This is a genomic window from Leucobacter chromiireducens (genome assembly GCF_003917135.1).
GTDB classification, from domain to species: domain Bacteria; phylum Actinomycetota; class Actinomycetes; order Actinomycetales; family Microbacteriaceae; genus Leucobacter; species Leucobacter chromiireducens_A.
This window is the reverse complement of record NZ_RPDI01000035.1, coordinates 1-23966: the sequence shown is the minus strand read 5'-3', so window position 1 is coordinate 23966 and position 23966 is coordinate 1. Positions and strand designations below refer to the sequence as shown.

At 70.3% G+C, this 23966-nt stretch carries 19 protein-coding genes and 1 pseudogene; 9 read left to right on the top strand and 11 right to left on the bottom strand.

Going from position 1 to position 23966, the window contains the following annotated elements; genetic code table 11:
• Positions 1-125: 125 nt before the first annotated feature.
• Complete coding sequence (locus EGM46_RS15030; protein WP_241156344.1) at positions 126-617, bottom strand: hypothetical protein; 492 nt, start codon at positions 615-617, stop codon at positions 126-128.
• Positions 618-726: 109 nt separating this feature from the next.
• Between EGM46_RS15030 and EGM46_RS15150 the strand changes: the two are divergent.
• Positions 727-900 (top strand): annotated as a pseudogene (locus EGM46_RS15150) (CopD family protein); the annotation flags it as partial.
• A 103-nt stretch (positions 901-1003) separates the two neighbouring features.
• On the top strand, positions 1004-2086 hold the full coding sequence (locus EGM46_RS15020) for a cytochrome c oxidase assembly protein (protein WP_241156343.1): 1083 nt from the start codon (positions 1004-1006) through the stop codon (positions 2084-2086).
• 189 nt (positions 2087-2275) lie between these two features.
• Here the strand turns inward: EGM46_RS15020 and dcd are convergent, their stop codons facing one another.
• Positions 2276-2881: a dCTP deaminase gene (gene dcd, locus EGM46_RS13025; RefSeq protein ID WP_125100569.1), complete on the bottom strand. Its 606-nt coding sequence runs from the start codon at positions 2879-2881 to the stop codon at positions 2276-2278.
• 231 nt (positions 2882-3112) lie between these two features.
• On the opposite strand from dcd, the gene EGM46_RS13020 reads away from it, so the two are divergent.
• Positions 3113-3649 carry a VOC family protein gene (locus EGM46_RS13020; RefSeq protein ID WP_125100568.1) on the top strand — a complete coding sequence of 179 codons (537 nt, stop codon included), beginning with the start codon at positions 3113-3115 and terminating at the stop codon, positions 3647-3649.
• On the opposite strand, the gene EGM46_RS13015 is transcribed toward EGM46_RS13020, so the two are convergent.
• From EGM46_RS13015 to EGM46_RS13000, 4 genes are all read right to left on the bottom strand, one after another.
• A complete protein-coding gene (locus EGM46_RS13015) occupies positions 3642-4319 on the bottom strand; it encodes a GntR family transcriptional regulator (protein ID WP_125100567.1) in 678 nt (225 codons plus the stop codon). The genes EGM46_RS13020 and EGM46_RS13015 overlap by 8 nt on opposite strands.
• An 85-nt stretch (positions 4320-4404) precedes the next feature.
• Entirely contained in the window at positions 4405-5169 is a 765-nt protein-coding gene (locus EGM46_RS13010; protein ID WP_125100566.1) for an SDR family NAD(P)-dependent oxidoreductase, read from the bottom strand.
• Positions 5170-5178: 9 nt separating this feature from the next.
• The gene (locus EGM46_RS13005; protein ID WP_125100565.1) at positions 5179-6522 is read right to left on the bottom strand and encodes an MFS transporter; all 1344 of its coding nucleotides are present in this window, start codon (positions 6520-6522) and stop codon (positions 5179-5181) included.
• A gap of 50 nt (positions 6523-6572) precedes the next feature.
• Positions 6573-7328: an SDR family NAD(P)-dependent oxidoreductase gene (locus EGM46_RS13000; RefSeq protein ID WP_125100564.1), complete on the bottom strand. Its 756-nt coding sequence runs from the start codon at positions 7326-7328 to the stop codon at positions 6573-6575.
• Between the two features lie 352 nt (positions 7329-7680).
• Here EGM46_RS13000 and EGM46_RS12995 point away from each other — a divergent pair, with 352 nt between their 5' ends.
• Positions 7681-9870 (top strand): alpha-ketoacid dehydrogenase subunit alpha/beta, encoded by a 2190-nt coding sequence (locus EGM46_RS12995; protein ID WP_125100563.1) that lies wholly within the window; start codon positions 7681-7683, stop codon positions 9868-9870.
• Positions 9870-11165: a dihydrolipoamide acetyltransferase family protein gene (locus EGM46_RS12990; RefSeq protein ID WP_125100562.1), complete on the top strand. Its 1296-nt coding sequence runs from the start codon at positions 9870-9872 to the stop codon at positions 11163-11165. Before EGM46_RS12995 ends, EGM46_RS12990 begins: the two co-directional genes overlap by 1 nt.
• A 38-nt stretch (positions 11166-11203) precedes the next feature.
• Here the strand turns inward: EGM46_RS12990 and EGM46_RS12985 are convergent, their stop codons facing one another.
• Positions 11204-11869, bottom strand: coding sequence for a TetR/AcrR family transcriptional regulator (locus tag EGM46_RS12985; protein WP_125100561.1), 666 nt, complete (start codon positions 11867-11869; stop codon positions 11204-11206).
• Between the two features lie 117 nt (positions 11870-11986).
• On the opposite strand from EGM46_RS12985, the gene EGM46_RS12980 reads away from it, so the two are divergent.
• The 4 genes from EGM46_RS12980 (at position 11987) to EGM46_RS12965 (ending at position 19151) form a co-directional block, all read left to right on the top strand.
• Positions 11987-14830, top strand: coding sequence for an MMPL family transporter (locus EGM46_RS12980; RefSeq protein ID WP_125100560.1), 2844 nt, complete (start codon positions 11987-11989; stop codon positions 14828-14830).
• On the top strand, positions 14827-17025 hold the full coding sequence (locus EGM46_RS12975) for a YhgE/Pip domain-containing protein (protein ID WP_125100559.1): 2199 nt from the start codon (positions 14827-14829) through the stop codon (positions 17023-17025). Before EGM46_RS12980 ends, EGM46_RS12975 begins: the two co-directional genes overlap by 4 nt.
• Positions 17026-17172: 147 nt before the next feature.
• The gene (locus EGM46_RS12970; RefSeq protein WP_125100558.1) at positions 17173-18138 is read left to right on the top strand and encodes a quinone oxidoreductase family protein; all 966 of its coding nucleotides are present in this window, start codon (positions 17173-17175) and stop codon (positions 18136-18138) included.
• Positions 18135-19151 (top strand): hypothetical protein, encoded by a 1017-nt coding sequence (locus tag EGM46_RS12965; RefSeq protein ID WP_125100557.1) that lies wholly within the window; start codon positions 18135-18137, stop codon positions 19149-19151. Before EGM46_RS12970 ends, EGM46_RS12965 begins: the two co-directional genes overlap by 4 nt.
• Before the next feature lie 43 nt (positions 19152-19194).
• Here the strand turns inward: EGM46_RS12965 and EGM46_RS12960 are convergent, their stop codons facing one another.
• The 4 genes from EGM46_RS12960 to EGM46_RS12945 form a co-directional block, all read right to left on the bottom strand.
• Entirely contained in the window at positions 19195-20244 is a 1050-nt protein-coding gene (locus EGM46_RS12960) for a lipoyl protein ligase domain-containing protein (protein ID WP_125100570.1), read from the bottom strand.
• A gap of 66 nt (positions 20245-20310) precedes the next feature.
• The gene (locus tag EGM46_RS12955; protein ID WP_125100556.1) at positions 20311-21180 is read right to left on the bottom strand and encodes an alpha/beta fold hydrolase; all 870 of its coding nucleotides are present in this window, start codon (positions 21178-21180) and stop codon (positions 20311-20313) included.
• Between the two features lie 109 nt (positions 21181-21289).
• Positions 21290-22930, bottom strand: coding sequence for an amidohydrolase (locus tag EGM46_RS12950; RefSeq protein ID WP_125100555.1), 1641 nt, complete (start codon positions 22928-22930; stop codon positions 21290-21292).
• Positions 22931-23053: 123 nt separating this feature from the next.
• The coding region (locus tag EGM46_RS12945; protein ID WP_125100554.1) for an MFS transporter at positions 23054-23966 on the bottom strand (913 nt) is incomplete at its 5' end.

The window sequence follows — 23966 nt, the reverse complement described above, 5'->3', positions numbered from 1 at the left end:
CGGTATTTGCGTGTTCTCGCCCCTGCCATCCTGCTTGCGGCGACGCTCGCTGCGTTGCTCGTGGGGCTCGCCATTGGCGGGGCGGCAGCGGAGCGCACCCTCGCGGATCCCGGCGCGTTCATCCGCTACGCGATGCCCACCGCGCGCACCATCGTCAACATCGCGATGGCGGGGCTGATCGGCTCCGTGGTGATGGCCGTGTGGGCGCTCGCGAGCGACAAGCCGGAGACCCGCATCGCGCTCGATCTCGCCGCGGGCTCGGCCGCCGTGCTGACGGTTGCGAGCGCCGCGACGCTGATCTTCACGTACGTCGACGTGTCGGGCCTCCCCTTCTCCGGCGACGCGACGTTCGGCGCCGGGCTCGCGCAGTTCGTGACGGAGATTGAGCTCGGCCAGCTGTGGCTCATCGAGCTCCTCCTCGCCGCGGCGACCACGGTGCTCGCGTTCGCCATCCGGGGGCGCAGGCTCACGCTGCTCGTGCTCGTCGCCGCGCTCGTCACCGCCCTGCCGCTCGCGCAGCAGGGGCACGCCGCAGGCGCCTCCGGGCACTCGCAGGCGGTCAACTCGCTGCTCGTCCACCTCGTCGGCGCCGCCGTCTGGCTCGGCGGCCTGCTCACGCTCATCCTCGTGGCGTTCGTCGTCGATCGCCCGCGCCTCGCGGTGCTGACCTCGCGCTACTCGACGCTGGCCCTGTTCGCCTTCATCGGCGTCGCGGCCTCCGGCGTGGTGAGCGCCTGGCTGCGCGTCGGCACGGTCGACGCGCTCTTCGGCACCGGCTACGGGCAGCTCGTCATGCTGAAGACCGCGGCGCTCGTCGCCCTCGGCGTGTTCGGCGCGATCCAGCGCACGCGGTTGATCCCGCGCATCGCGGATTCGGATCGGGGCCGTGGCGCGTTCGCCTGGTTCGTGACCGCCGAGCTCGCCGTGATGGGGATCGCGAGCGGTGTCGCCGGCGCGCTCGGCCGCACAGCGACCCCCGTGTCNTGGCGCGTTCGCCTGGTTCGTGACCGCCGAGCTCGCCGTGATGGGGATCGCGAGCGGTGTCGCCGGCGCGCTCGGCCGCACAGCGACCCCCGTGTCGTTCGAGCCCGCGCGCGACGGCGGCGGGAAGGTGAGCCCGGCCGAGTGGCTCACCGGCGACCCGCTCCCGCCCGAGCTCACCCCCATGAGCTACTTCACCGAGTGGAAGTTCGACCTCGCGTGGGCGCTCGTCTGCGTGTTCGCGCTCGCGCTGTACCTGGGCGCCGTGATCCGGCTCGCCCGACGCGGCGACCGCTGGCCCATCGGCCGCACGATCCCCTGGATCCTGGGCATCGCGTTCCTGTTCTACACGACGAACGGGGCGCTCAACGCGTACGAGCAGTACCTGTTCTCCACGCACATGCTCGCGCACATGGCGCTGACCATGCTGATCCCGCTCCTGCTCGTGCTCGGCGCGCCCGTGACGCTCGCGCTGCGCGCCACCGAGAAGCGGCACGACGGCTCGTGGGGCGGTCGCGAGTGGATCATGTGGGCCGTGCAGACGCCCTACTCGAAGTTCATCACGCACCCGGCCGTCGCCGCCGTCGTCTTCGCCGGCTCGCTGTGGGTGTTCTACTTCACGCCGATCGCCCGGTGGGCGGCCGCCGAGCACCTCGGCCACCAGTGGATGATCATCCACTTCCTGATCTCGGGCTACCTCTTCAGCCTCTCCATGATCGGGATCGACCCCGTGCCGTACCGTTTCCCGTACCCGCTGCGCCTCGTCACGCTGTTCGCGACCATGGCCTCGCACGCCTTCTTCGGGGTGACCATCATGACCGGCGACGCGCTCATGCTCGCCGACTGGTACGGGGCGATGGGACGCACGTGGGGCGCAACGCCGCTCGAGGACCAATCGACGGGCGGCGGCATCGCCTGGGGGATCGGCGAACTGCCGACGCTCGCCCTCGCCCTTGTGGTCGCCGTGCAGTGGTCGCGCAGCGACGACAAGGAGCAGAAGCGCAAGGACCGCGCGGCCGACCGCTCAGGGGACGCCGAGCTCGTCGCCTACAACGAGATGCTGGCCGCGCAGGCGAAGCGCGACCGGAAGATCGCCGAGCGCTAGCTGGGGGTGTGCTGGCTGGTTTGCCGCCTGATCAGTTTGCCGCCTGATTGGCTGCCCCACCTCGCATCCCAAGCGATTCGGCGAAACCCAGCTCCGTCCGGCGCGAACGGCTTGTCTTCGCCGAATCGCTTGCGTTGGCTGAGCGCGCTCGTGTGCGTGCGTGCGTGTTGAGCGTGCGCCAGTGCGGCGCTACGCGCCGGGTGCGCCAGCCTCCGTGCCGGTGACGTCGGCGCGGTGGAAGTTGAGGTGCGAGCGCGACGCCGTCGGCCCCCGCTGCCCGAGGTAGCGCGAATAGGTCGCGCCGGCACCGTACGGCCGGTCGGCTGGCGAGGACAGGCGGAAGAAGCAGAGCTGTCCGATCTTCATGCCTGGCCAGAGGCGGATCGGCAGGGTGGCAACGTTTGAGAGCTCGAGCGTCACGTGTCCCTCGAAGCCGGGGTCGATGAACCCGGCGGTCGAGTGCGTGAGCAGTCCGAGCCGACCGAGCGAGCTCTTCCCCTCGAGGCGGGCGGCGACATCGTCGGGCAGCCCGACCTGCTCGTACGTGGACCCCAGCACGAACTCGCCGGGGTGGAGGATGAAGCCCTCCGCCGGATCGACCTCGATGAGGCGGGTCAGCTCGGGCTGCTCCTCCGCGGGGTCGATGACGGCGTACTTGTGGTTGTCGAACAGCCGGAAGTACCGGTCGAGGCGCACGTCGACGCTGGAGGGCTGCACCATCGAGGCGTCGCTCGGGGACAGCTGGATTCGGCCAGACGCGAGCTCGGCATTGATGTCGTGGTCAGAAAGCAGCACGGGATCGATTCTACCCGGCACGGCGCCAGTTCGCCGGGACGAACGGCCGACCGGTCGCGGCGGCCGCTGGGATCTAGGAATACGCAGGATCGGACTTTCTTTGTATCCGATTGCCCCACCATCGCGCACTTCGCCGCTGATGAACACCGGCTTCGCACTGCCGCTGGATACAATTGTCGTGTCCGTGAGAGCGCGTTTCCCGGCGCTTCGCGGTTGGTGAGAGGAAACGAAATGAGCTTGCCTGGGCTGCGTGGCGCAGACCACATCGGAGTCACTGTGCCTGACATGGCCGAGGCGCACGAGTTCTTCACCGAGATCCTCGGCTGCGTCCATGTGTACAGCCTCGGCCCGTTTCTGCCGAACGGCACCTGGATGAGCGAACACCTCAATGTCGACGATGCGACCGTCATGCGCGAGATCCGCTTCTACCGCTGCGGCAACGGCACGAACTTCGAAGTCTTCGAGTATGAGGCTCGCGACGCAGCCACCGAACCACCGCGCAACAGTGATGTTGGCGGCCACCACGTCGGTTTCTACGTCGATGACCTCGACGTTGCTGTGCAGTTCCTCAGGTCGCGCGGCGTGCGCGTGCTCGGCAACCCGACCGCGAGTTCGGGAGCAAGCGCGGGACAGCGATGGGTGTACTTCCTTGCTCCATGGGGAATGCAATTCGAGCTCGTGAGCTTTCCGCACGGCAAAGCGTACGAGGCCGACGCTCGGGTGAAGCTCTGGGACACGCGAACCGAGCCGGATGGGACTGCTAGCTGAGTGCGCTCGTCTCCTGGAAGATCTCCGGGTGCTGCGCGAGGCTGAGGCGCGTGCGACGAATGTGGGCACCCATTATGCGTTCGGCCTCGTCGACGTCGCCGCGCTCAATCGCGAGCACGAGCAACTCGTGCTCCAGGTGCACCGCACGGTTCGTGTGCACGCCATAGATCTGTGAGAAAGCGCGCCGGTAGTGCTGGGTGGTGTTCCACAGTCGTGCAACGAAGTCGCCGAGCATGCCTGTCTGCGCCCCCGAATAGCTCAGGCTGTGGAAGTCACGGTCGAGGCGGAGAAACTCCTCGATACTGTCGGTCTCTCGCATCGCCACGACGAGCTCGTGGAGCCGCGAGATCACTGCCGGGTTGAGGCCTGGCACGCTCATCCGGAGCAGGAGGGGTTCAACGCGTTCGCGGATCTGGTACACCTCTTCGCACTCCTCGAGGCTGAGCTTCGCGACCCAGGCCCCGGTATTCGCGACGAGAGTCACCAGGCCCTCTGCCTCGAGGAGGCGAAGCGCGTCGCGCACGGGGAGCCGGCTCGCGCCAAAGCGCTCCGCGAGGTCCTCCTGCACGATTCGTTCGCCTGGCAGAATCTCGCCGGCGAGGATCATGAGGCGCAGGTCCGAGGCAACGCGCTCGCTTGCGCTGATCGAGCGTGCGGGTCGAGCCGTCATCGTTGGGCGCTCCATTGGCTGGTCTGCAGGAGCCGTGTGCTCCTCAACGATCGTAGCGGTTCTCGGTGCGCGAACGATGGGCGCCTCAGTACCAATCGCCGTCCACAGTGAGCCCGCCGTCGGCGAGCAGGGTGTGCCCGGTGACGAACGAGGCGTCTGGGCTTGCAAGGAACTGGACGGCGGCAGCGATCTCGTGCGGCTCGGCGAAACGCCCTTGCGGGGTGCGCGCGAGGATCGGTGCCGGGTTGAGCTCGCCCCGCTCGATAAGTTGATCGGTGAGTGCCGTGCGCACGTACCCCGGGGCAATCGCGTTGACGCGCACGCCACTCGCGGCCCACTCAACGGCGAGCGTTCGTGTGAGGCCGGTGACCGCTGCCTTCGCCGCGGTGTAGGCGGCCCGGCCAGGCATCCCAGCGAACGCGGCGACGCTCGCGACATTGACGATGTTCCCCCGTGTGTCCCGGAGTGCCGGGTATGCCGCGCGGCAGACCCGCATCGTGCCGGTCACGTGGATATCGAGGAGCGCGCTGAACGCGCTGTCGGAAATACGATCGCTCGCCTCGGGTCGCGCGATCCCAGCCGAATTGATCACGGTGTCAAGCCGCGCTTCGACGGCACGGACGCTCGCGACCGCTGCATCGATTGAGTCCGTATCGGTGACGTCGCACACGACACCGCGTGCGACTCGAGCTCCGAGCCGGGCGATCGCGCCGCGGAGGGGTTCCGCGGCGCGATCGGCGAGCACCACTGCGCCGCCCTGGGACACCCAGCGCTCTGCGCAGGCCAGGCCGAGTCCCGCGGCACCACCGGTGATGAGGGCGACGGGGCGAGGACGGGCAATCGTGCTCACGGTGCTGGCCTACTTCCGTGTCCGCAGTCCGAGATCAGCCGTCGGGATCCGTGCGGTCTCCGGCGTGAAGAAGGCGCAGACGGCCGAGATAGCGATCCCGGCGGCCGCGAAGAGAGAAACTCCGAGCCAGTTGTTCGTGTCCCCGTTGATTGTCTGCGCGATGGCTGGGGCAAAGCCCGCAATCACGAGGCCGAGCATCAGGCTGATCGCCATCCCGCTGTAGCGCACCTGCGCCGGGAACTGCTCGGGGAAGAACGAGGGGTAGATTCCGTTGGCGCCGGCGTACGCGAACGACATAAGCAGGATCCCGAGTACCCAGACAAGCCAGGTGTTTCCCGGGCTCGCGTGGGAGAGCGCCGCAAAGTAGGCGATGACAAGCACGATCATGCCCGCGCACCCAGCGATGAACACCGGGCGCCGACCGACGCGGTCGGAGAGATGACCGAGAAGCGGGATCATCACGAGCGTGCCAAGGTTCGAGACGGTGATGAGTGCGAGCATTTCTCCGTTCGAGATTCCCGCGACCTGGGTGCCATAGGACAGCGAGAACGTGCTGAACAGGCCGACCATCAAGAGGAAGAGTGCCATGCCAGCGATGCGGAGCATCGTGAGCGGGTAGTTCTTCACCAGATGGAACAGTGGCACCTTGACGGTCTGCTCCTGGGCCTGAGCTTCCTCGAACACCTCTGGCTCCTTGAGGCGGCGGCGCATGAAGACCGTGACGACGGTCACGACGATGCTGAGCAGGAAGGGGATGCGCCAGCCGAAGGACAGCATGAACTCTTCGGGGAGCAGGTTCAGGGGGATGAAGATGGCAGAAGAGAGCACGAGACCGGCGGTCGCCCCGGCAATCGTCCAGCTCGCGAAGAAGCCGCGACGGTGTTCCGGCGCTGTCTCCATCGACAGTGATGCCGAGCCGGGTGATTCTCCGCCGGCTGAGAGCCCCTGGAGCAAACGCATGAGTACGATCAGCACGGGCGCCCAGATGCCAATAGTTGCATAGGTTGGCACGATCCCGATGATGAATGTTGCGACGCCCATCATGACGATGCAGGCCATGAGCGCGGTTTTCCGCCCGAGGACATCGCCGAGCCAGCCCCACATGATCGCGCCGAGCGGGCGCGTCACGTACGAGACGCCAACCGTGGCGAGCGCGAAGATCTGCCCGGCGCCGCCTTCCGCTGGGAAGAACAACGGCTGGAGATACAGCGCTGCCGCCGTCGCGAAGATGTAGAAGTCGTAGTACTCGAGTGTGGTGCCAACGAAGCCAGACGTTGCAGCGTTGCGCGCGTTCTTGAGTTGCTCGGGTGTCGGGGGTGCCGCCGCGGGTGCGGCGGTCTGCGATGAGCTCATGGGGATCCTTTCGTGATGAGCGCCGGTGATGATCACAGAGGTGCGGGGCCTTAGCCCGCCAGAAAGAGACCGCCGTTGACGTGCACGACCTCCCCGTGGATGAAACTCGCTGCGTCACTGAGCAGGAAGGCAATCGTCGAAGCGACCTCGGCCGCGGTGCCGTCGCGGCGGAGCGGGGTCGCCGCGATCCACTGTTCCCCCTGCGTCGCGCGGGTATCAGCGGTCATCGCGGTGTCGATGATCCCGGGGGACACCGCGTTGACGCGGATCCCGCTTGGCCCGAGTTCCAGCGCGAGCGAGCGGGTGAACGCGATGAGGCCGCCCTTGCTTGCCGAGTAGTGTGCGTGCCCCAGGCTTCCTCGGTGGCCAGCGACGGAGGTGAGATTGACGATTGCAGCTCCCGTTGTCATGAGTGGGATGGCCCGTTTCGTGAGCAGAAACACGCCCTCGAGGTTGATCTTCTGCACGCGACGCCACAGTTCATCTTCGGTATCGATGACGAGGGACTCGGGGTAGATGCCAGCTGACGGGATGAGCGCGTCAATGCGCCCGAACTCGCTCTGCGTAAACGCGACCAGCGTGTCAATGCTGTCCGGGTCCGCGGTGTCGCACGCGACGCCGACGGCGGTGCCGGCGAGCCCGGAGAGTTCAGCGGCACGGGCAGTGACGGCGGTGGCATCGAGATCCGCGAGTACCACGTGTGCGCCGGACCGAACGAGGAGCTCGGCGAGTGTGCTGCCGATCCCACCGGCCGCGCCGGTGATGACCGCAACTTTCTGGCGGAAGTCGAAGGTGGTGTCGCTCATGAGTGCTCCTTTGCGAATTCGTGCGCGATCTGCCTCTGCCTGGGTCGCGGGCCTGTCCGCGAGCGAGCAATCGCATCAATGTATCCAAATGCTCCGAGGTGCCACCATACCCCACCGCGGGGGATGCGCAAGACACGAAGTGGAAAAACTCGCGAAATGTGGGGGAAATCAGCTGAGTAAAACGCGGAACAATCCGGAGAGTCGGAGGGAGCGGCGCAGTTGACCCGCGGCGAATCCCGTGTTGTGCGTTCGTGGAAAAGTGATCTAATGTATCCAATTGCTGATCGAAGCGTGTCCGAATTGACTCGGATGCGCCCCCAAGCCCAGCGCTGACGCGCAGACGGAGAGACACATGCCCAAACGCCGCAAGCTCGACACCGGGGTGCCCTGGGTCGAGCTGACCACCACCGACGCGGACTGGAAGCAGGCCGATCCACAGCTGCTCGCGACGATGCTCGGCGAAATGCACCTCATCCGAGCGTTCGAGGAGACCGTACTCGACTTGGCGGGGGCGGGGCTCGTCCACGGACCGGCTCACTCGAGCATCGGCCAGGAGGGCGGTGCCGTTGGCTCGATTCTGACGCTCCGCTCCAGCGACGGCGTGAACGGTTCGCACCGGGGGCACCATCAGTTCCTCGCGAAAGCGATCACGCACGTCGCCGGCGGTCAGCTCGCGCTGGGCAGCCTCGTCAACGCGCCCATGCAGGCGATGCTCGACCGCACGCTGTCCGAGATTCTCGGGCTCGCCGCTGGGTTCTCTGGTGGGCGCGGCGGTTCGATGCACCTGCAGTGGCTGGAAGCCGGCGCGCTCGGCACGAACGCGATCGTCGGTGGCGGCGCGCCACTCGCTGGCGGGAACGCCTGGGCGCAGCGATTCGCCGGCACCGACGACGTCACGGTGAACTACTTTGGCGATGGGTCCAGTCAGATCGGCTCTGTACTGGAGTCCATGAACCTCGCGGCGACCTGGCGGACGCCCGTGATGTTCTTCATCGAGAACAACCTCTACGCGGTGTCCACGCACGCGAGCGAGGCGTCCGTCGACACGCGCTTCTCCGTGCGTGGGCAGGGGTTCTCGATCCCGGCCTGGCGCGTCGATGGTATGGATCCGCTCGCCGTGCACCTCGCGACGCAGGAGGCGCTCGCCCGCATGCGTGGCGGCGACGGCCCCGCCATCATCGAGGCTGAGGTCTATCGCTTCTTCCATCAGAACGGCCCGTTCCCCGGCAGTGCGTTCGGGTACCGCACGAAGGACGAGGAGCGTGAGTGGCGCGCCCGCGACCCGCTCGCGCTCGTCGCTCGGAAGATGCTGGAGCTCGGCCACGTCAGTGAAGCCGAACTCGACGGGGTGCGTGATCAAGCGCAGCAGGCGATGTCCGACGCGGCTGCCAAGGTGGTCGAGCAGGATCCCGAACGCGAGGGCAAGCGCCGGATCGTGCCGGCACTGTGGCCAGACCCGCGCGTGGTTGACGCTGGGGTCCGCGGCGATGCGAGCGAACTCGACTCGCTCGAAGCCCGCGAGCCTGCTGAGGCCGGCGGCGAGTGGCGTGACATCAAGTTCGTCGACGCGGTGGCTGAGACGATGGCCAGGCGCATGGCGGAGGACGCTCGCGTCGTGGTGCTCGGCGAGGACGTGCATCGGCTCGGTGGTGGCACGAACGGCGCGACGAAGGGGCTCGCGCAGCAGTTCGGTCCGGACCGAGTGATTGGCACACCCATCAGCGAGAACGCGTTCTTTGGCTTCGCTACGGGCGCGGCGCTCGACGGCAGGATCCGGCCCGTGGTCGAGTTTATGTACCCGGACTTCATGTGGGTCGCGGCCGACCAGGTCTTCAACCAGGCTGGGAAGGCGCGCCACATGTTTGGCAACAACAACACGGTTCCCCTCGTGCTCCGTACGAAGGTCGCGATGGGATCGGGGTACGGGTCGCAGCACCTTATGGACCCGGCAGGGATCTTCGCCACGCAGGCGGGGTGGCGCATCGTCGCCGCCTCCTCGGCGGCCGACTACGTCGGGCTCTTGAACGCCGCGATCGCGCTCGACGACCCGGTGCTGGTCATCGAACACATGGATCTCTACGGGGTGCCGGATCGGGTGCCAGCAGGGGAGCTCGACTACATCATTCCGCCAGGCAGTGCTGCGATTCGTCGCGCAGGTGGTGACGTGACCGTGCTCAGCTACCTCTCGATGGTGCAGCACGTGCTCGCCGCGGTCGACGAAACCGGGATCGACGCCGAGGTCATCGACCTGCGGTGGCTCGACCGCGCGTCGCTCGACTGGGACACCATCGGCGAGAGCATCCGCAAGACGAACGCCGTGCTGATCGTCGAACAGGGGGCGCAGGGGCCGGCCTACGGTGCGTGGCTCGCGGACGAGATCCAGCGGCGCTTCTTTGATTGGCTGGATCAGCCGATCGAACGCGTCACCGGCGGTGAGGCGAGCCCCAGCATCTCGAAGGTGCTCGAGCGCGCGGCGATCGCCGGCACCGAGGAAGTCGTTGCCGGACTTGAGCGCGTGCGCCAGGCAATGGGAGGAAACTGATGGCCATCATTGTTCGCATGCCCGAGATCGCAACGGGAACCGACGCCGCAGCGATCGCCGGCTGGCTTGTCGCCGTCGGCGAGCCGGTCCAGGTGGGGCAGCCCCTGGCGGAGATCGAGACGGAGAAGGCCACCGTCGAGTTCGAAGCGGAGTCCGCTGGCACCCTGGCCGGCACGCTGCTCGCCCCGGGCGCGAGCGCACCGGTGGGGACCCCGATCGCGGTACTTGCCGTCGATGGTGAATCCATCGAGGCCGCGCTCGCCGAATCCGGCGGGGGTGTGGCCGCCGCAGCGGCCGCCACGGGCGATCGGGGCGACGTCGAGTCGGCCGCGCAGATCGTCGTCGACGTGGCTTCCGACTCCGCACGGCCAGCGTCACCGGTGGAGCCGGGAGCCCGTGTGTTCGCGAGCCCCCTGGTGCGCAAGCTCGCCCGCGAACGGAACCTCGACCTGGCCGCGGTGCGCGGCACCGGGCCTGGCGGCCGCATCGTGCGCCGTGACATCGAGGCGCTCGGCCCAACAGCCGCGTCGTCACGCAGCGCTGCGCCCGAGGTTCCCGTCAGCGTCGATGCACTGCCCGCCGCCCCGGGCGGCGCAACGTCCGCGCCGGGGGCCGCGTTCGAGGACCTGCCGCACACGGGGATGCGCCGGGCTATCGCGCGACGCCTCACCGAGAGCAAGGGCACCGTGCCGCATTTCTATCTCGTCGCCCACTGCCGGGTCGATGCGCTGATCGCGCTGCGTGCGCAGATCAACGCCGTCGAGGGCACCCGCGTCTCGGTGAACGATCTGGTGGTGAAGGCCGTGGCCGCAGCCCTCCGCGACGTTCCCGAGGCGAACGCGATCTGGACCGAGGAAGCCACCCGACGCTTCTCCGGCGTCGACATCTCCGTTGCCGTGTCGGTTCCCGGCGGGCTCCTCACTCCGGTGGTGCGCGGCGTCGAGCGGTTGTCCGTCGGCGAACTCGGGGCCGCGATCCGCGACCTCGCCGAGCGCGCACGCGCAGGCAAGCTCCGCCAACAGGAGCTCGAGGGCGGGTCGTTCTCGGTCTCCAACCTCGGAATGTACGGGACGAGCGAGTTTGCCGCGATTCTCAACCCACCGCAGTCTGGGATCCTGGCGGTTGGCGCCGCTGAGCAGCGCCCGGTGGTTGAGTCGGACGGGAGCCTCGGCGTCGCGACCATGATGACGGTGACGCTCTCCGCGGACCACCGGGTGCTCGACGGTGCGCTCGCCGCGGAGTGGCTCGCGGCGTTCACGAAGCGGATCGAGCAGCCCCTGTCGCTGCTCGTCTGAGACCGGGGTGAGGGCGTCGCAGCGCGCCCGTCCTCGCCCTACTCCTCCTCAGTGAGGGCGAAGAGGAGCTCCGCGAGGCGCTCGCCGAGCTCCGTGAACGCGTCTGTCGGGTCCGCGCCGGAGAGCGCCGCGGTGCGGAGGGCGTGCTCGTAGACCCCGCTCAGCACGAGGATCGCGCGCTCGACCGGGATCACGAAGCGCCGCCCGGCCGCCGCGATCACCCGCTCCACCACGCCAGAGATGCTCGTGTAGAAGCCGGCCATGAACTCGTGGTGGCCTGGCGCGAGCGACGGATCCCGCATCGCGAGCAGCAGGAATTCCGCCTCGAGCACGAACCAGGCCGTCGCGTCCGCCGAGGGGGAGAAGAACTCGACGATGTAGCCGGCGGCCTCCGTCGGGGAGACGCAGCCGGCGCGCTCCCGGAGCGTTGGCGCGAGCTCCTGCGCCTTCGCGGCGAGGTCCTCCGCGCGGCGGTCGAACTCGCGGGCGAGGAGCTCGAGGAAGAGCTGCTCCTTGCTCTCGAAGTTTGAGTAGAACGCACCGCGCGTGAAGCCGGCGCGCGCGCTGATCGCCTCGACCGACGCGCCCTGCAGCCCCTCCTCGGCGAACACCTCGACCGCGGCGTCGAGCAGGCGCGTGCGGGTCTCCTGCCGCCGCGCGCTGGGTGGCGCTTCGGCGTGCGCGGCGCTCTCGGGTGAAGACATCATGGCCTCCATGTTCTCACGTTCAGCCTGCTCCGAGCAGGCATCGATACATTAGTGTATCGAAACGGATGCACTCGTGTATCGAACCCGTTAGCGACCGGAAGGCCCCTCCCGCTCATGTCGACCCTCCTGTACGCGATCGGCCGCTGGGCCATTCGCGCACGCAAGCTGGTGCTCATCCTCTGGATCGCGCTGCTTGCGCTCCTCGGCGTTGGCGCCGCGCTCTTCTCGCAGGGCGCCAACGCACCGATCACGATCCCTGGCACCGAATCGCAGGCCGCGATCGACACGCTCGGCCGCACCTTCCCCGAGGTCAGCGGCACGAGTGCGACGATCATTGTCGTCGCCCCCGAGGGGCAGAGCGTCGAGGACAGCCCGATCAAGGACGAGATCGTTGCGGTGGCCGACGAGCTCGCCGAGCTGCCGAAGGTGAACGCGGTGTCGTATCCGTTCGCGGAACTCGGGGCGAGCGGCCTGAGCGACGACGGCCGGGCGGCACTCCTCACCATTCAGATCGACGCCACGCAGAGCGACGCGCCTGCGGAGACGAGCGACGGGATCGCCGCCGCGAGCGATGAGCTCCGCGACGCCCTCCCCGCCGGCTCCGAGGTCTCGTACGGCGGCGACCTGTTCTCGGTCGCGATCCCCGGCTTCACGGTCACCGAGGCGCTGGGCGTCGCCATCGCGTTCATCGTGCTGCTGTTCACGCTCGGCTCGCTGGTCGCGGCCGGGATGCCGCTCCTGATCGCGATCCTCGGCGTCGGCGTCACCATCGCCGGCCTGTTCGTGACGACCGCGTTCGCGGAGATGACCTCGACCACGCCGATGCTCGCGCTCATGCTGGGCCTCGCCGTCGGTATCGACTACACGCTCTTCATCGTCAGCCGCCACCAGGAGCAACTGCGATCCGGGCTGGGCGTTGAGGAGTCGATCGCCCGCGCCACCGCGACGAGCGGCTCGGCGGTCGTGTTCGCCGGCCTCACGGTGATCATCGCGCTGCTCGGCCTCGCCGTCGCAGGGATCCCGTTCCTCACCGCGCTCGGCGTCGCGGCGGCGGCCGGTGTCGCGGTCGCGGTGCTGATCGGCGTCACGCTGACCCCGGCGGTGCTCGCCATGGCCGGGATCAAGATCCTCCCGAAGAAGCAACGTGCCGCGCTCGCCGCCCAGGCCGCGGGAGAGACCCTCGACAGCGCCGACAACGCCGCGCCGGCCCGCCCCGCGGCCAACGGCCCGAGCCGCGCCGACCGCTTCTTCGGCGGCTGGGTGCGCGTCGCGGTCGCGAAGCCGATCATCACGATCCTCGTGGTGCTCGTCGGCCTCGGCGCCGCAGCGATCCCGGCCCTTGATCTGCGCCTCGCGCTGCCGGGTGCGGAGACGCTCGAGCAGGAGGACCCGGCGCGCGTCACGTACGAGCTCACGGGCGAGCACTTCGGCGAGGGCGCCAACGGCCCACTGATCCTCACCGGCTCGATCATCACGAGCACCGACCCGCTGGGGCTCATGGAGGATCTCGCCGACGAGGTGCGCGCGCTGCCCGGCGTCGCCGACGTGCCGCTCGCCACCCCCAACCAGAACGCCGACACCGGCATCATCCAGGTCGTGCCGGAGGACGGGCCGCAGTCGGTGAGCACCGAGGAACTCGTCGCCGAACTGCGCGCACACCACGACGAATGGGAGGAGAAATACGGAGTCAGCCTCGCGGTCACCGGCTTCACCGCGGTGGGCATCGACGTCTCGCACCTGCTCGGCCAGGCGCTCCTGCCGTTCGGCGTCCTCGTGGTCGGCCTCTCGCTGATCCTGCTCGCGATGGTGTTCCGCTCCGTGTGGGTGCCCATCAAGGCGACGCTCGGGTATCTGCTCTCGGTCGGCGCGGCGTTCGGCGCGGTCGTCGCCGTGTTCCAGTGGGGCTGGCTCGGCGATCTGCTCAACGTGCACCACGCCGGTCCCGTGCTCAGCTTCATGCCGATCATCCTGATGGGCGTGCTCTTCGGCCTCGCGATGGACTACGAGGTGTTCCTCGTCGCCCGCATCCGCGAGGAGTACGTGCACGGCGCCGATGCGCAGACCGCGATCCAGCGCGGCTTTGTCGGCAGCGCGAAGGTCGTGACGGCCGCAGCCCTCATCATGTTCGCGGTGTTCGCGGCCTTCGTGCCCGAGGGCGATCCGAGCATCAAGGTGATCGCGCTCGGCCTCGCCGTCGGCGTGTTCGTCGACGCGTTCGTGGTGCGCATGACACTCGTGCCAGCGGTGCTCGCGCTGCTCGGCGACCGGGCGTGGCAGATGCCGCGCTGGCTCGCGAAGGTGCTCCCCTCCTTCGACGTGGAGGGCGAGGGCCTCGCCCGCGAGCTCGCGCACGCCGACTGGCCGAGCGATCGGCCGGGCGCCGTGATCGCCACCGAGCGCGCGCAGGTCGGCGCAGTCGGGGCGATCCCCGACCTCCGCCTCGACGCAGGTGACGTGCTCCTGCTCGACCCGCGTGACCCGGTGAGCGTGCCGCTCGCCTCGGCACTCGTCGGCCGCGCACCGGTGGTGCGCGGCACGGCGAAGGTCGCCGGCCTGCTGCTCCCCGAGCGTGCGGGATCGCTGCGCGCGCGCTCCGGTTGGGCGACCCCCGACTCGCTGCGCGACGCGCTCACCGACCGCCCGGCGCTCCTGCTGCTCGACCTGCGCAGCGCGGCGGACGGGCCGATCCCGCTCGAGACCGTCGACGCAATGCGATCCGGGCTTGCCGCGCGCGCCGCGGAGGCGAGCCACGATCAGATCGCTGAGCTGGTGCTCGTGGTGCTCGGCGAGCGCGAGATCGCGGAGCGCGTGCTCCCCGCTGGTGCCCGCATCCTGCGCCCGGCCGACGCCGCGCCGGACCCTGCGCCTGCGCCGGATCCCGCCGCTCATCACGCGCACGCACCGGCAGCCCCCGCACACGCACCCACCACCCCGATCCTCGAAGGAGGCGCACGATGAGCGCCGCACTCGCCCGGCTGTCCGGGCGCAAGCCCGTCCGCTGGACCACGCTGCTCGGGCTGATCCTCGTGCCGCTCACCGTGGCCGGCGTGCTGCTGTGGGGCCTCTGGAATCCCACCGAGCGGCTCAACTCGGTGACCGCCGCGGTGGTCAACCTGGACGAGCCCGTCGAACTCGACGGGCAGCTCGTGCCGCTCGGCCGCGTGCTCGCCGGCGAGCTCATCGACGCCGGCGGTGGGGCCGGTGCCGCCGAGCAGACGGACACCGCGAAGGACGACGCCGTCGACCCGGCGAAGAACTTCACCTGGGTGCTCACCGACGAGGAGGACGCGGCGGAGGGGCTCACCGACGGGCGGTACGCCACCGTCGTGACGATCCCGGAGAACTTCTCGGCCGCCGCCACCTCGATCTCCGGCGACCCCGACGACGCGGAGACCGCGACGATCGACATTCGCGAGAGCGAGCGCGGTCGCCTCATCGACACGGCGCTGTCGCAGGCCGTCACCCAGACCGCGACGAGCGTGCTGAACCAGCAGCTCGGCGAGCAGTTCGTCGGCGGCGTCTTCGTCGGCATGAACGAGCTGCACCGCGGCATCGGCGACGCGGCGGACGGTGCGACGAAGCTCGCGGACGGCGGCACGCAGCTCTCCAGCGGCGCGAAGGAACTCGCCGACGGCACCCAGCAGCTCTCGGATGGCACGCAGCAACTGTCGAGCGGTGCGCAGCAGCTCGCGGGTGGCGCCGGCGAGCTCGCCGGCGGGGCGGGCCAGCTCGCGGGCGGCGTGTCCGAACTGGCCTCCGGCGCTGGCCAGCTCGCGGGCGGCGCGAACGATCTGGCGAGCGGCCTCACGGAGTTCGTGTCGGGCAACGGCACGCCCGAGAACCCAGGCCTCACGGGCTACGCCGCGGGCGTGCGCAGCTACATGTCCGGCGACGGCACCGCGGAGAACCCCGGCCTCACGAACTACCTCGCGGGCGTCAACGAGTACGCCACAGGGGTGGGCGGAGCGCTCTCCGAGGTGCGGACGGGGATCGGCCAGCTCGCTGCCATCGACGTCGATGCGATCGTCGCGGGGCTCGAGCTCCCAGAGGGCGTCGATCCTGCGATGGTTGCCGACGTCCTCCGGCAGGGGCTCGCAGCGCTCGAGTCGCCGGAGGTGCAGCAGGGCTTGGGCGATCTCGATCAGCTCATCGCGGCCAGCAACGGCATTGCCGCGGGAGCAGCAGGCTACGGTGCGGGCAGCCAGGGACTTGCGAGCGGCGCCGAGCAACTGGCGGACGGCGGCGCGCAGCTCGCCGCTGGCGCCGCTCAGCTGGCGACCGGCGTCGGTGGGGTGGCCTCGGGCGCGAGCGCGCTCTCCGATGGTGCGTCAGCACTGGCAGGTGGCGCCTCGGAGCTCGCTGGCGGGGCGAGCGGCCTTGCCTCCGGAACCGCGGAGCTCGCGGCGGGGACGCCAGCGCTCGCCGACGGCGCCGGGAAGCTCGCCGATGGCGTCGAGCAGACGGCCAAGGGCAGCGCCGACCTCGCGAAGGGGCTCGGGCAGGCCGCGAGCGGGATCCCGAACTACACCGAGGCGCAGCGTGACAAGCTCGCCGAAACCGCCATCGCGCCGGTGAAGTCCGAGGGTGGCAGCGACGAGCTGTTCAACGCCTCCGGCGTGCCGCTCTTCGCTGGCATCGCCCTCTGGGCCGGCGCACTCGCCGCGTTCCTCGTGCTCGCGCCGCTCTGGCGCCGCACGCGCGAAGCGGCGCGCGGCATCGGCTTCATCACGCTGCGGAGCGCCTTCCCGGCGCTCGGTCTCGGCGCGGCGCAGGGCGCGATCGCCGGCCTGATCCTGCCGATCGCGCTCGGCTACGACTTCGCGCAGGGCGCCGGCTTCTTCGGGCTCGCGCTGCTCGCCGGCATCGCGTTCGCGCTGCTCGTGCAGGGGCTGTCGGCGCTGCTCGGCGGCTTCGGCCGCTTCGTGGCCTTCACGCTGCTCGTCGTCGCGTTCGCGGTGGGGATCGTCTCAACGGTTCCCGGACCGCTCGCCGCGCTCGGCGACGCGAGCCCGATCGGCGCCGCGCTGTCCGGCTTCCAGGCGATCGCGACCGGCGCCTCCGGCGCTGGCGGCGCTGCCGTGCTCCTGATCCTGTGGGGGCTCGCCGGGCTCGTGCTCACCGGGCTGGCGGTGCACCGAACGCGCAAGGCGTAGAGGCTGGGGCCGGGCGGGGGGGGCGCCCTTCCCACCCGCCTCCCCCCGCCTTGCAGCCAGTTTGGTCCACTCAGGCCCCCTCGAACCGGATCAAACTCGCTGCAAGTCCGGTGGGGGCGGGGCGGCGGGAGCGCGTAGGCTCGGGGCATGACGCGCGCAATCGTTGCCCAAGCCCCAGGCGGATCCGACGTACTCGAGCTGCGCGAGGTCACCGCGCCCCACGCCGGGCCGGGTGAGCTCCTCGTCGAGACGATCGCCGTCGGCGTGAACTTCATCGAGACGTACCAGCGGAGCGGGATCTACCCCGTGCCGTTCCCGTTCACGCCGGGCGCGGAGGCCGCCGGCCGTGTGACCGGACTGGGCGAGGGCGTCAGCGGCTTCGCCGTCGGCGACCTCATCACCACCGCCGAGGCGCGCGCGAGCTACGCGACGGAGTTCGTCGTCCCTGCGGCTGGCGCGGTGCGCGTGCCGCACGGAATCGACGCCGAAACCGCCGCGGCGCTTCCCCTGCAGGGGCTCACCGCGCACTACCTCGCGACATCCGCGGCGCAGCCGAAGGTCGGGGACACGGTGCTCGTGCACGCCGGCGCCGGCGGCGTTGGGCTGCTGCTCACACAGCTCCTCACCGCCCGCGGCGTGCGCGTGCTCACGACCGCGTCGAGCCCCGAGAAGCAGGCGCTCAGCCGCGCGGCCGGCGCCGTCGACGTGCTCGACTACGCGGGTTTCGCCGACCGGGCGCGCGAGCTCACCGCGGGCGCGGGCGTCGCCGTCGTGTATGACGGGGTCGGGAAGGACACCTTCGACGACTCCCTGCGCGCGCTGCGCGTGCGCGGCGAGCTCGTGCTCTTCGGCGCGGCGAGCGGCCCGGTGCCGCCGTTCGACCTGCAGCGCTTGAACGCCGGGGGATCCCTCTCGGTGACGCGGCCGTCGCTCGGGCACTTCCTCCTGAGCGCGGAGGAGCGCGCCTGGCGCTACGGCGAGCTGTTCGAGGCGCTCGCGGCCGGAACGCTCAGCGTGCGGATCGGCGCGCGTTTCCCGCTCGCTGAGGCCGGCGCCGCGCACGCCGCGCTCGAGGGCCGCGCGACCACCGGCAAGGTGGTGCTCATCGCGTGAGCGAGAAGTTCATCTGGCTGCCAGGTGCGGTGGGCGCGTGGCTCGCCGAGCGCCTCGACACGGCAGCGCCGCACGCCGACGCCGACGTCGGCGTGCGGCGCGCCACCGCCCTGGGCGACATCGTGCCAGCCGGCTACGACACGGTCGTGCGGATCCTGCACCGGATGGAGCGCACCCGCCCAGCCACCGGCAGTTTTGCCGAGTGGGAGGCGCTCGCCCACTCGGAGCGCTGGGCCGACGCTCCGGATTTCGTCACCGAGCCGGTGCGCTGGCACGATGCTGCCGCCGCGCTCGGCACCGCTGACGCGGTCGCCGCAGCCGATGCGCCGCGCTCCTCCGATGTGCTCGGCGCCCAGGGAGACGGTCCGGCTGCGGACGGCTGGCGCTACGAAGAGCCGCGGATGGGGAGCCTCGATCCCGAGGCCTTCGCGGCCACGATGTGCGCCCTCGTGCGCCACACGCGGACCCCGGACGCCGGCGTCGCCGCGGTCTGGGAGGGATACGGCGGGCTCGTGTCGGCGCAGGGGGTCGGGTGGTTCTTCGTGGTGTCGGAGCAACCGTCTTGGGTGCCGCGCTGGCTCGTTGGCGTGCGGGCGCGGCTCACCTCGCGCATCGGTGACTTCGTGCAACGTCGCCGCGCGTTTGGCGGAGCAGCAGCCTGGCGCGGTCTGTTCCGGCTGCCGCAGCCCGAGGGGAGCGGGATCCTGCCGCGCGAGGCCGCGGTGGGGGAGCGGCTGGAGCTCCCCGACCGTGCCTACGTGTGCTTCGCGGCCGGCCCGGACGAGCTGGCCCGGCCCGACTGGCCGCAGCGCGCACCCTGGATCGGCGAGCGCGAGTTCGGCGGCCCGCAGACCCCCAACGTGGTGTGGCCGGAGGGGCGAGAGTGGGTGCTCGTGAGCGAGATCGGCTTCGACTCGACGCTCATTGCGTGCAGTCGGGCGTGCGCCGCAGCGCTCCTCGCCACACCCGGCATCGAGGCGTTCGAAATCGACCGCGACACCTGGCTGATCTAGCGGGCGCCTGGAGCGGGGCGCTCCGCGATCCAGCGGTGCCGCGCTACGGCACGCGGCGCAGCCACTCCTCGGTGGCGAACTTCTGCTCGACCAGGCGTTCAGCGGCGTCCCACTCGCCCTCGGTCACTGCGCTCTCCGTGCCGCCGTGGCGGCGCTTGAACACCTCGATCATCTTCGCGATGATCTCCTCGCGCGGCAGGCCGGTCTGGCTGCGCAGCGGGTCGACCCGCTTCTGCGCGCTCGTGGTGCCCTTGTCGGAGAGCTTCTCGCGCCCGATGCGCAGCACCTCGGTCATCGCCTCGGCGTCCATGTCGTAGGCCATCGTGACGTGGTGCAGCACGGCGCCCGAACCGAGCCGCTTCTGCGCCGCGCCGCCGATCTTGCCCTGCGGGCTCGTGATGTCGTTGAGCGGCTTATAGTGCGCGTCGATCCCGAGCGACTGGAGCGCCTCGAGCACCCACTCGTCGAGGTACGCGTACGAGTCGGCAAAGCTCATGCCTCGCACCAGCTCGCCCGGCACATAGAGCGCGTACGTGATGCTGGCTGCCGGTTCCATGTACATGGCACCGCCGCCGGAGATGCGGCGCACAATCTGCGCACCGCGCGCGGCAGCCTGATCCTCATCGACCTCGTTCTGCACCGACTGGAAGCTCCCGATGATCACGGCGGGCTCGTTCCACTCCCAGATCCGCAGCGTCGGGCCCCGAAGCCCCTCGCCAACAGCCGTCGTCAGCACCTCGTCGAGCGCCGCGTTGAGGATCGGGGCGATCGGGCGCTCGTGGATGATCTGCCAGTCGTAGTCGCGCCAGTGCGCGGCTCCCGTGATCGCCCGCCGAATCGCGACGCCCACTGAGGCCGGCGTGAAGCCGAGGAGATGCACCTCGCTCGGGAGCGCCGCCTGGATGGCCTCACCGAACTGCTCGATCGTGCCGTTCGGGCTCATCCCCTCGACGGCACGGTTGATGCAGCCGAGTGCATCATCGGGTTCGAGGAAGAAGTCGCCGGACAAGCGGAAGTCGCTGATCAGGCCGTCTTGCACCTCGAAATCTACGACGACGAGTTTGCCGCCGGGAACCTTGTACTCGCCGTGCATGCTCATGCTCACAGGGTACGCCTCCTGCGCGGTTCCGGCGACTGGTTTTCCCAGCTGGCGCGCCACTTAGTCGGCTGCGACGCGCTCGAGCATCCAGGTGGTGATGTCGGCGATAATGGCGTCCCGATTGGTCTCCTGCACGATCTCGTGCCGCGCGTCCGGGTAGAGCTTGAGCGTCACGTCGCGCAGGCCGCGCGCGCGGTACGCCGCGGCCAGGCGCTGGAGCCCATCCCCGCGGCTGAGCGGGTCGGCCGCGCCGGCCGTGATGAGCAGCGGCAGCGCGGGATCCAGGCCGTGCGCTGGCGTCCCGAACAGCCGCAGCCCGTCGGCGAGGCCGAAGAGCTTCAGGATGTCCGCTCCGAAGCAGAGCGGGTCGGCGACGAACGCGCGCGAGACCGCGGGATCGCGGCTCAGCCATTCGAAGCCGTTCGCCTCGTCCCCGGCCCAGGCGGTGTTGAGGTCGCCGCTTTCCATGAACCGCGGGGTGCGGTATGCGGAGCCGGAGAGCACGAGCGCGTCCCAGGCGCGCGGGTGCGCGTTGAGGATGCGCTGCGCCATGAGCGAGCCCCAGGAGTGCCCGAACATCACGAGCGGTACGCCGGGCGTGCGCTCGCGGGCGAGGTCGGTCAGCTGCAGGATCGCGGCCTCGGTGGCGCGCAGGCCGCCGGGGCCGAGCTTGCCGAGTTTCGCGAGGTCGCCGCCGTGCTGCCTGCGCCCGGTCTCGCCGTGGCCGCGGTGGTCGTCGGCGACGACGGTGAAGCCTGCGGCGGTGAGGTGGCGCGCAAACGCGTCGTAGCGCTTCGCGTGCTCGCCGATGCCGTGCGCGATCTGCACGACCGCGATGGGGTCGGCTGCGGCCCACTCGTACGCCGATATCTCCACGCCGTGCGCGTCGACGTAGCTGAACTCCGTGCGTGCCTCGGGTGCGGTGCTCATGCCCCCATTCTCCCCGTCCCCCACCCGATCGGGGTCACTTGGGCAGGGTGTCGCGGGCGATTGGCGTGCGACACCCTGCCCAAGTGACCCCGATCCGGGGGCCGGGGGGCTAGCGGCGGTGCGCCACCGCGCCGTCGACGAGCGTGAGCGCCGCGCCAGTGCCGAGCAGCTCGGCTGGCGCCCCGGCCAGCGGGTCGGCGGTCCACACCGCGATGTTCGCCCGGTACCCCGACGCGATGCGGCCGAGCTCCTCGCCGAGCCCGGTCGCGGTCGCCGCGCCCAGCGTCAGCGCCTCGAGCGCCTGCGCCGGCGTGAACACCCGCTCGGGCTGGTAAGGCGCACGGCTGCGATCCAGCGCTGATTCCGCGGTGAGCGCGATGAACAGGTTGTCCGGCGCGACGTGGGGCGCGGTGGGCGCGTCGGTGCCGAGCGCGAGCGCGACGCCGGACTCGCGGAACTTGTGCCACGGGAAACCGTTCGTCGCGCGCTCGTCGCCGAGCACGGCCTGCCAGTTGTCGAGCACGGCCGGGTCGCAGTGCACGGGCTGCATGGAGGCCGTGACGCCGAGCGCCGCCATGCGCGCGATCGTGTCGTCGGCGACGTACTCGAGGTGCTCCACCCGCGCGCGGCGGTCGGCGCGCGGCCCGTTCACCCGGATGCACTCCTGCACCATGTCGAGCGCGATCGTGCTGGCCTCGTCGCCGATCGCGTGAAGGGCGAGCTGCAGCCCCGCGGCGTCCGCCGCGACCGCGACGGGCAGCGCGAACTCGCGCTCCCAGATCGGGCCGGGCAGCGCGCCGTTCGCGTAGGGCGCGCGCATGGTCGCGGTGCACGCGTCGATCACCCCGTCGAGGATGAACTTCACGCCGACGATCCGGAGCCACGCGTCGCCGTACTCGGCGGCGAGCTCATCGCGGACGCGCGCGATCTCCGCGATCTGCGCGACGTCGGTGTCGACGTCGCCTGAGGCGGTGAGCAGCCAGTGCGCGTTCACGGGGAAGGGGAGGCGGCCGTCGCGGTCGAGCAGGCGACGGTAGGTGGCCACCTCCGCCGGGCCGAACGACATCTCCGTTGCGCCAGTGACCCCGGTCTCCAGGTACGCGTCGAACGCGGCGGCGAGGTAGCGATCCCGATCTGCGTCGCTGCGCACGGAGTCGAGGTAGCCCCACGCGTGCGTCATCGCGGCGGTCTCGAGGAGGAAGCCGGTGGCGTCGCCGTTCGCGTCGCGCACGATCTCCCCGCCGACCGGGTTGGGGGTGTCCCGCGTGATGCCCATCGCCGCGAGCGCCGCGGAGTTGACCCACACCGAGTGCAGGTCGTTCGCGTCGAGGATGACGGGAACGTCGGCGACCACCTCGTCGATCATCGCCGCGGTGGGCTGCACGCCATCGGGGAAGATGTCGAAGAGCCAGCTGGTGCCGAGGAGGAGCGGCGCGTCGGAGTCCGCTGCGCGCGCCGCCGCGAGCCGCCCCTGCACCTCGGCGAGCGTGCCGGCGTCGCGCAGCTGCACTTTCGAGAGCGATTCGCCGAGCATGAGCATGTGTGCGTGGCCCTCGACGATGCCGGGGGTGACGACCGCGCCTCCGAGGTCGACCTCCGCGGCGTCCGCGCCGGCCGCGAGCCGCACCGAGGCGAGGTCGCCAGCGGCGAGCACGAGCCCATCGCGCACGGCGAAGCTCTCGCGCGGGGTGACCGCGGCGTCGCCGGTGAAGACGGTGGCGTTGCGGTAGATCGTGGTCTCGGAGCTCATATGCGGTGCTTTCTCTCGATGGGGATCGGGGCCGTGCCGCTGCGGCGCGTCCCGGGGGTGAAGGTGGGTCTGCTGCGATCGTACGCGGTACGGCCGAGCGGATGGGCCGCGGGCGCGCGGCGGCTAGCGTTCGCGCTCGCTCGCCCGGGCGAGTGCGCGCTCCGCGCCGACGGAGACGCGGGCGATCATGACGGTCGGCACGATGACGAGGAGGCTGACGAGCCCGGTGATCAGGGCGAAGCCCGGGATCCCGATTCCCTCGATGAGGGCCCCGCCGATGAGCGGGGCGAAGCTCGAGCCAACGAGGTAGGCGCCGAGCAGCGGGCCCGACCAGCGGCCGCGCGCGTCGAGGCCGGCCGCGGTGGCGATGAAGAGCGCGAACGCGAACGCGTAGATCGTGTTGACGGCGATGATGAGTGCGGCGAGCAGCATCGGCTCGGCGGCGTAGCCGATGGCGATCTTGCACGCGCCGCCGAGCGCGAGCGCGATGGCGAGCGGGGCTGCCCGCCCGATGCGCGCGCCGAAGATCGACACGATCAGCATGCCGAGGATGCCGCCGGCCGCCGCGAGGCTGAGGGCGAAGCCGAGCGGCTGCTCGCCGAGACCGACAGCGTCGCCGAGCACGGGCGCCATGGTCCAGATCGCGTCCTCGCTCGTGCCCCAGAGCGGGAACACGATGAGGATCGCGATGCCGGCGATGGTGATGCGGCGGGGCTCTGCGATCTGCAGGCTCGTGGTCACGTCGACGGGTGCCGCGTGCTCCGGGGTCTCGGGGAGCCAGACGGCGAGTGCGAGGCCGGCGAGCGAGATGAGCGCGAGGGTGCCGAACACGCTGCCCTGGGTGATGCCGAGGATCGGCAGGATCGCGAGGATGATCGTGATGAGCACCCGGTTCACGAGCCCGCTCGTCGCGGAGACGCGGTTGGGGTTGCGGAGGGCCGCGATTGCCGCCCCGGAGGTCGAGATGGCCGCGCCGACGCCGGCGCCGCCGGCGATGAGGCCGGCGACCGCGACGCCGGGGGCCGGCACGAGCGCG

What these genes read in the sequence shown, in the direction of transcription:
- EGM46_RS13020 (WP_125100568.1), top strand. Translation starts at nt 3,113, where the DNA reads ATGAGCTTGCCTGGGCTGCGTGGCGCAGACCACATCGGAGTCACTGTG.
- EGM46_RS13015 (WP_125100567.1), bottom strand. Translation starts at nt 4,319, where the DNA reads ATGACGGCTCGACCCGCACGCTCGATCAGCGCAAGCGAGCGCGTTGCC.
- EGM46_RS13005 (WP_125100565.1), bottom strand. Translation starts at nt 6,522, where the DNA reads ATGAGCTCATCGCAGACCGCCGCACCCGCGGCGGCACCCCCGACACCC.
- EGM46_RS13000 (WP_125100564.1), bottom strand. Translation starts at nt 7,328, where the DNA reads ATGAGCGACACCACCTTCGACTTCCGCCAGAAAGTTGCGGTCATCACC.
- EGM46_RS12995 (WP_125100563.1), top strand. Translation starts at nt 7,681, where the DNA reads ATGCCCAAACGCCGCAAGCTCGACACCGGGGTGCCCTGGGTCGAGCTG.
- EGM46_RS12990 (WP_125100562.1), top strand. Translation starts at nt 9,870, where the DNA reads ATGGCCATCATTGTTCGCATGCCCGAGATCGCAACGGGAACCGACGCC.
- EGM46_RS12985 (WP_125100561.1), bottom strand. Translation starts at nt 11,869, where the DNA reads ATGTCTTCACCCGAGAGCGCCGCGCACGCCGAAGCGCCACCCAGCGCG.
- EGM46_RS12980 (WP_125100560.1), top strand. Translation starts at nt 11,987, where the DNA reads ATGTCGACCCTCCTGTACGCGATCGGCCGCTGGGCCATTCGCGCACGC.
- EGM46_RS12975 (WP_125100559.1), top strand. Translation starts at nt 14,827, where the DNA reads ATGAGCGCCGCACTCGCCCGGCTGTCCGGGCGCAAGCCCGTCCGCTGG.
- EGM46_RS12970 (WP_125100558.1), top strand. Translation starts at nt 17,173, where the DNA reads ATGACGCGCGCAATCGTTGCCCAAGCCCCAGGCGGATCCGACGTACTC.
- EGM46_RS12960 (WP_125100570.1), bottom strand. Translation starts at nt 20,244, where the DNA reads ATGCACGGCGAGTACAAGGTTCCCGGCGGCAAACTCGTCGTCGTAGAT.
- EGM46_RS12955 (WP_125100556.1), bottom strand. Translation starts at nt 21,180, where the DNA reads ATGAGCACCGCACCCGAGGCACGCACGGAGTTCAGCTACGTCGACGCG.
- EGM46_RS12950 (WP_125100555.1), bottom strand. Translation starts at nt 22,930, where the DNA reads ATGAGCTCCGAGACCACGATCTACCGCAACGCCACCGTCTTCACCGGC.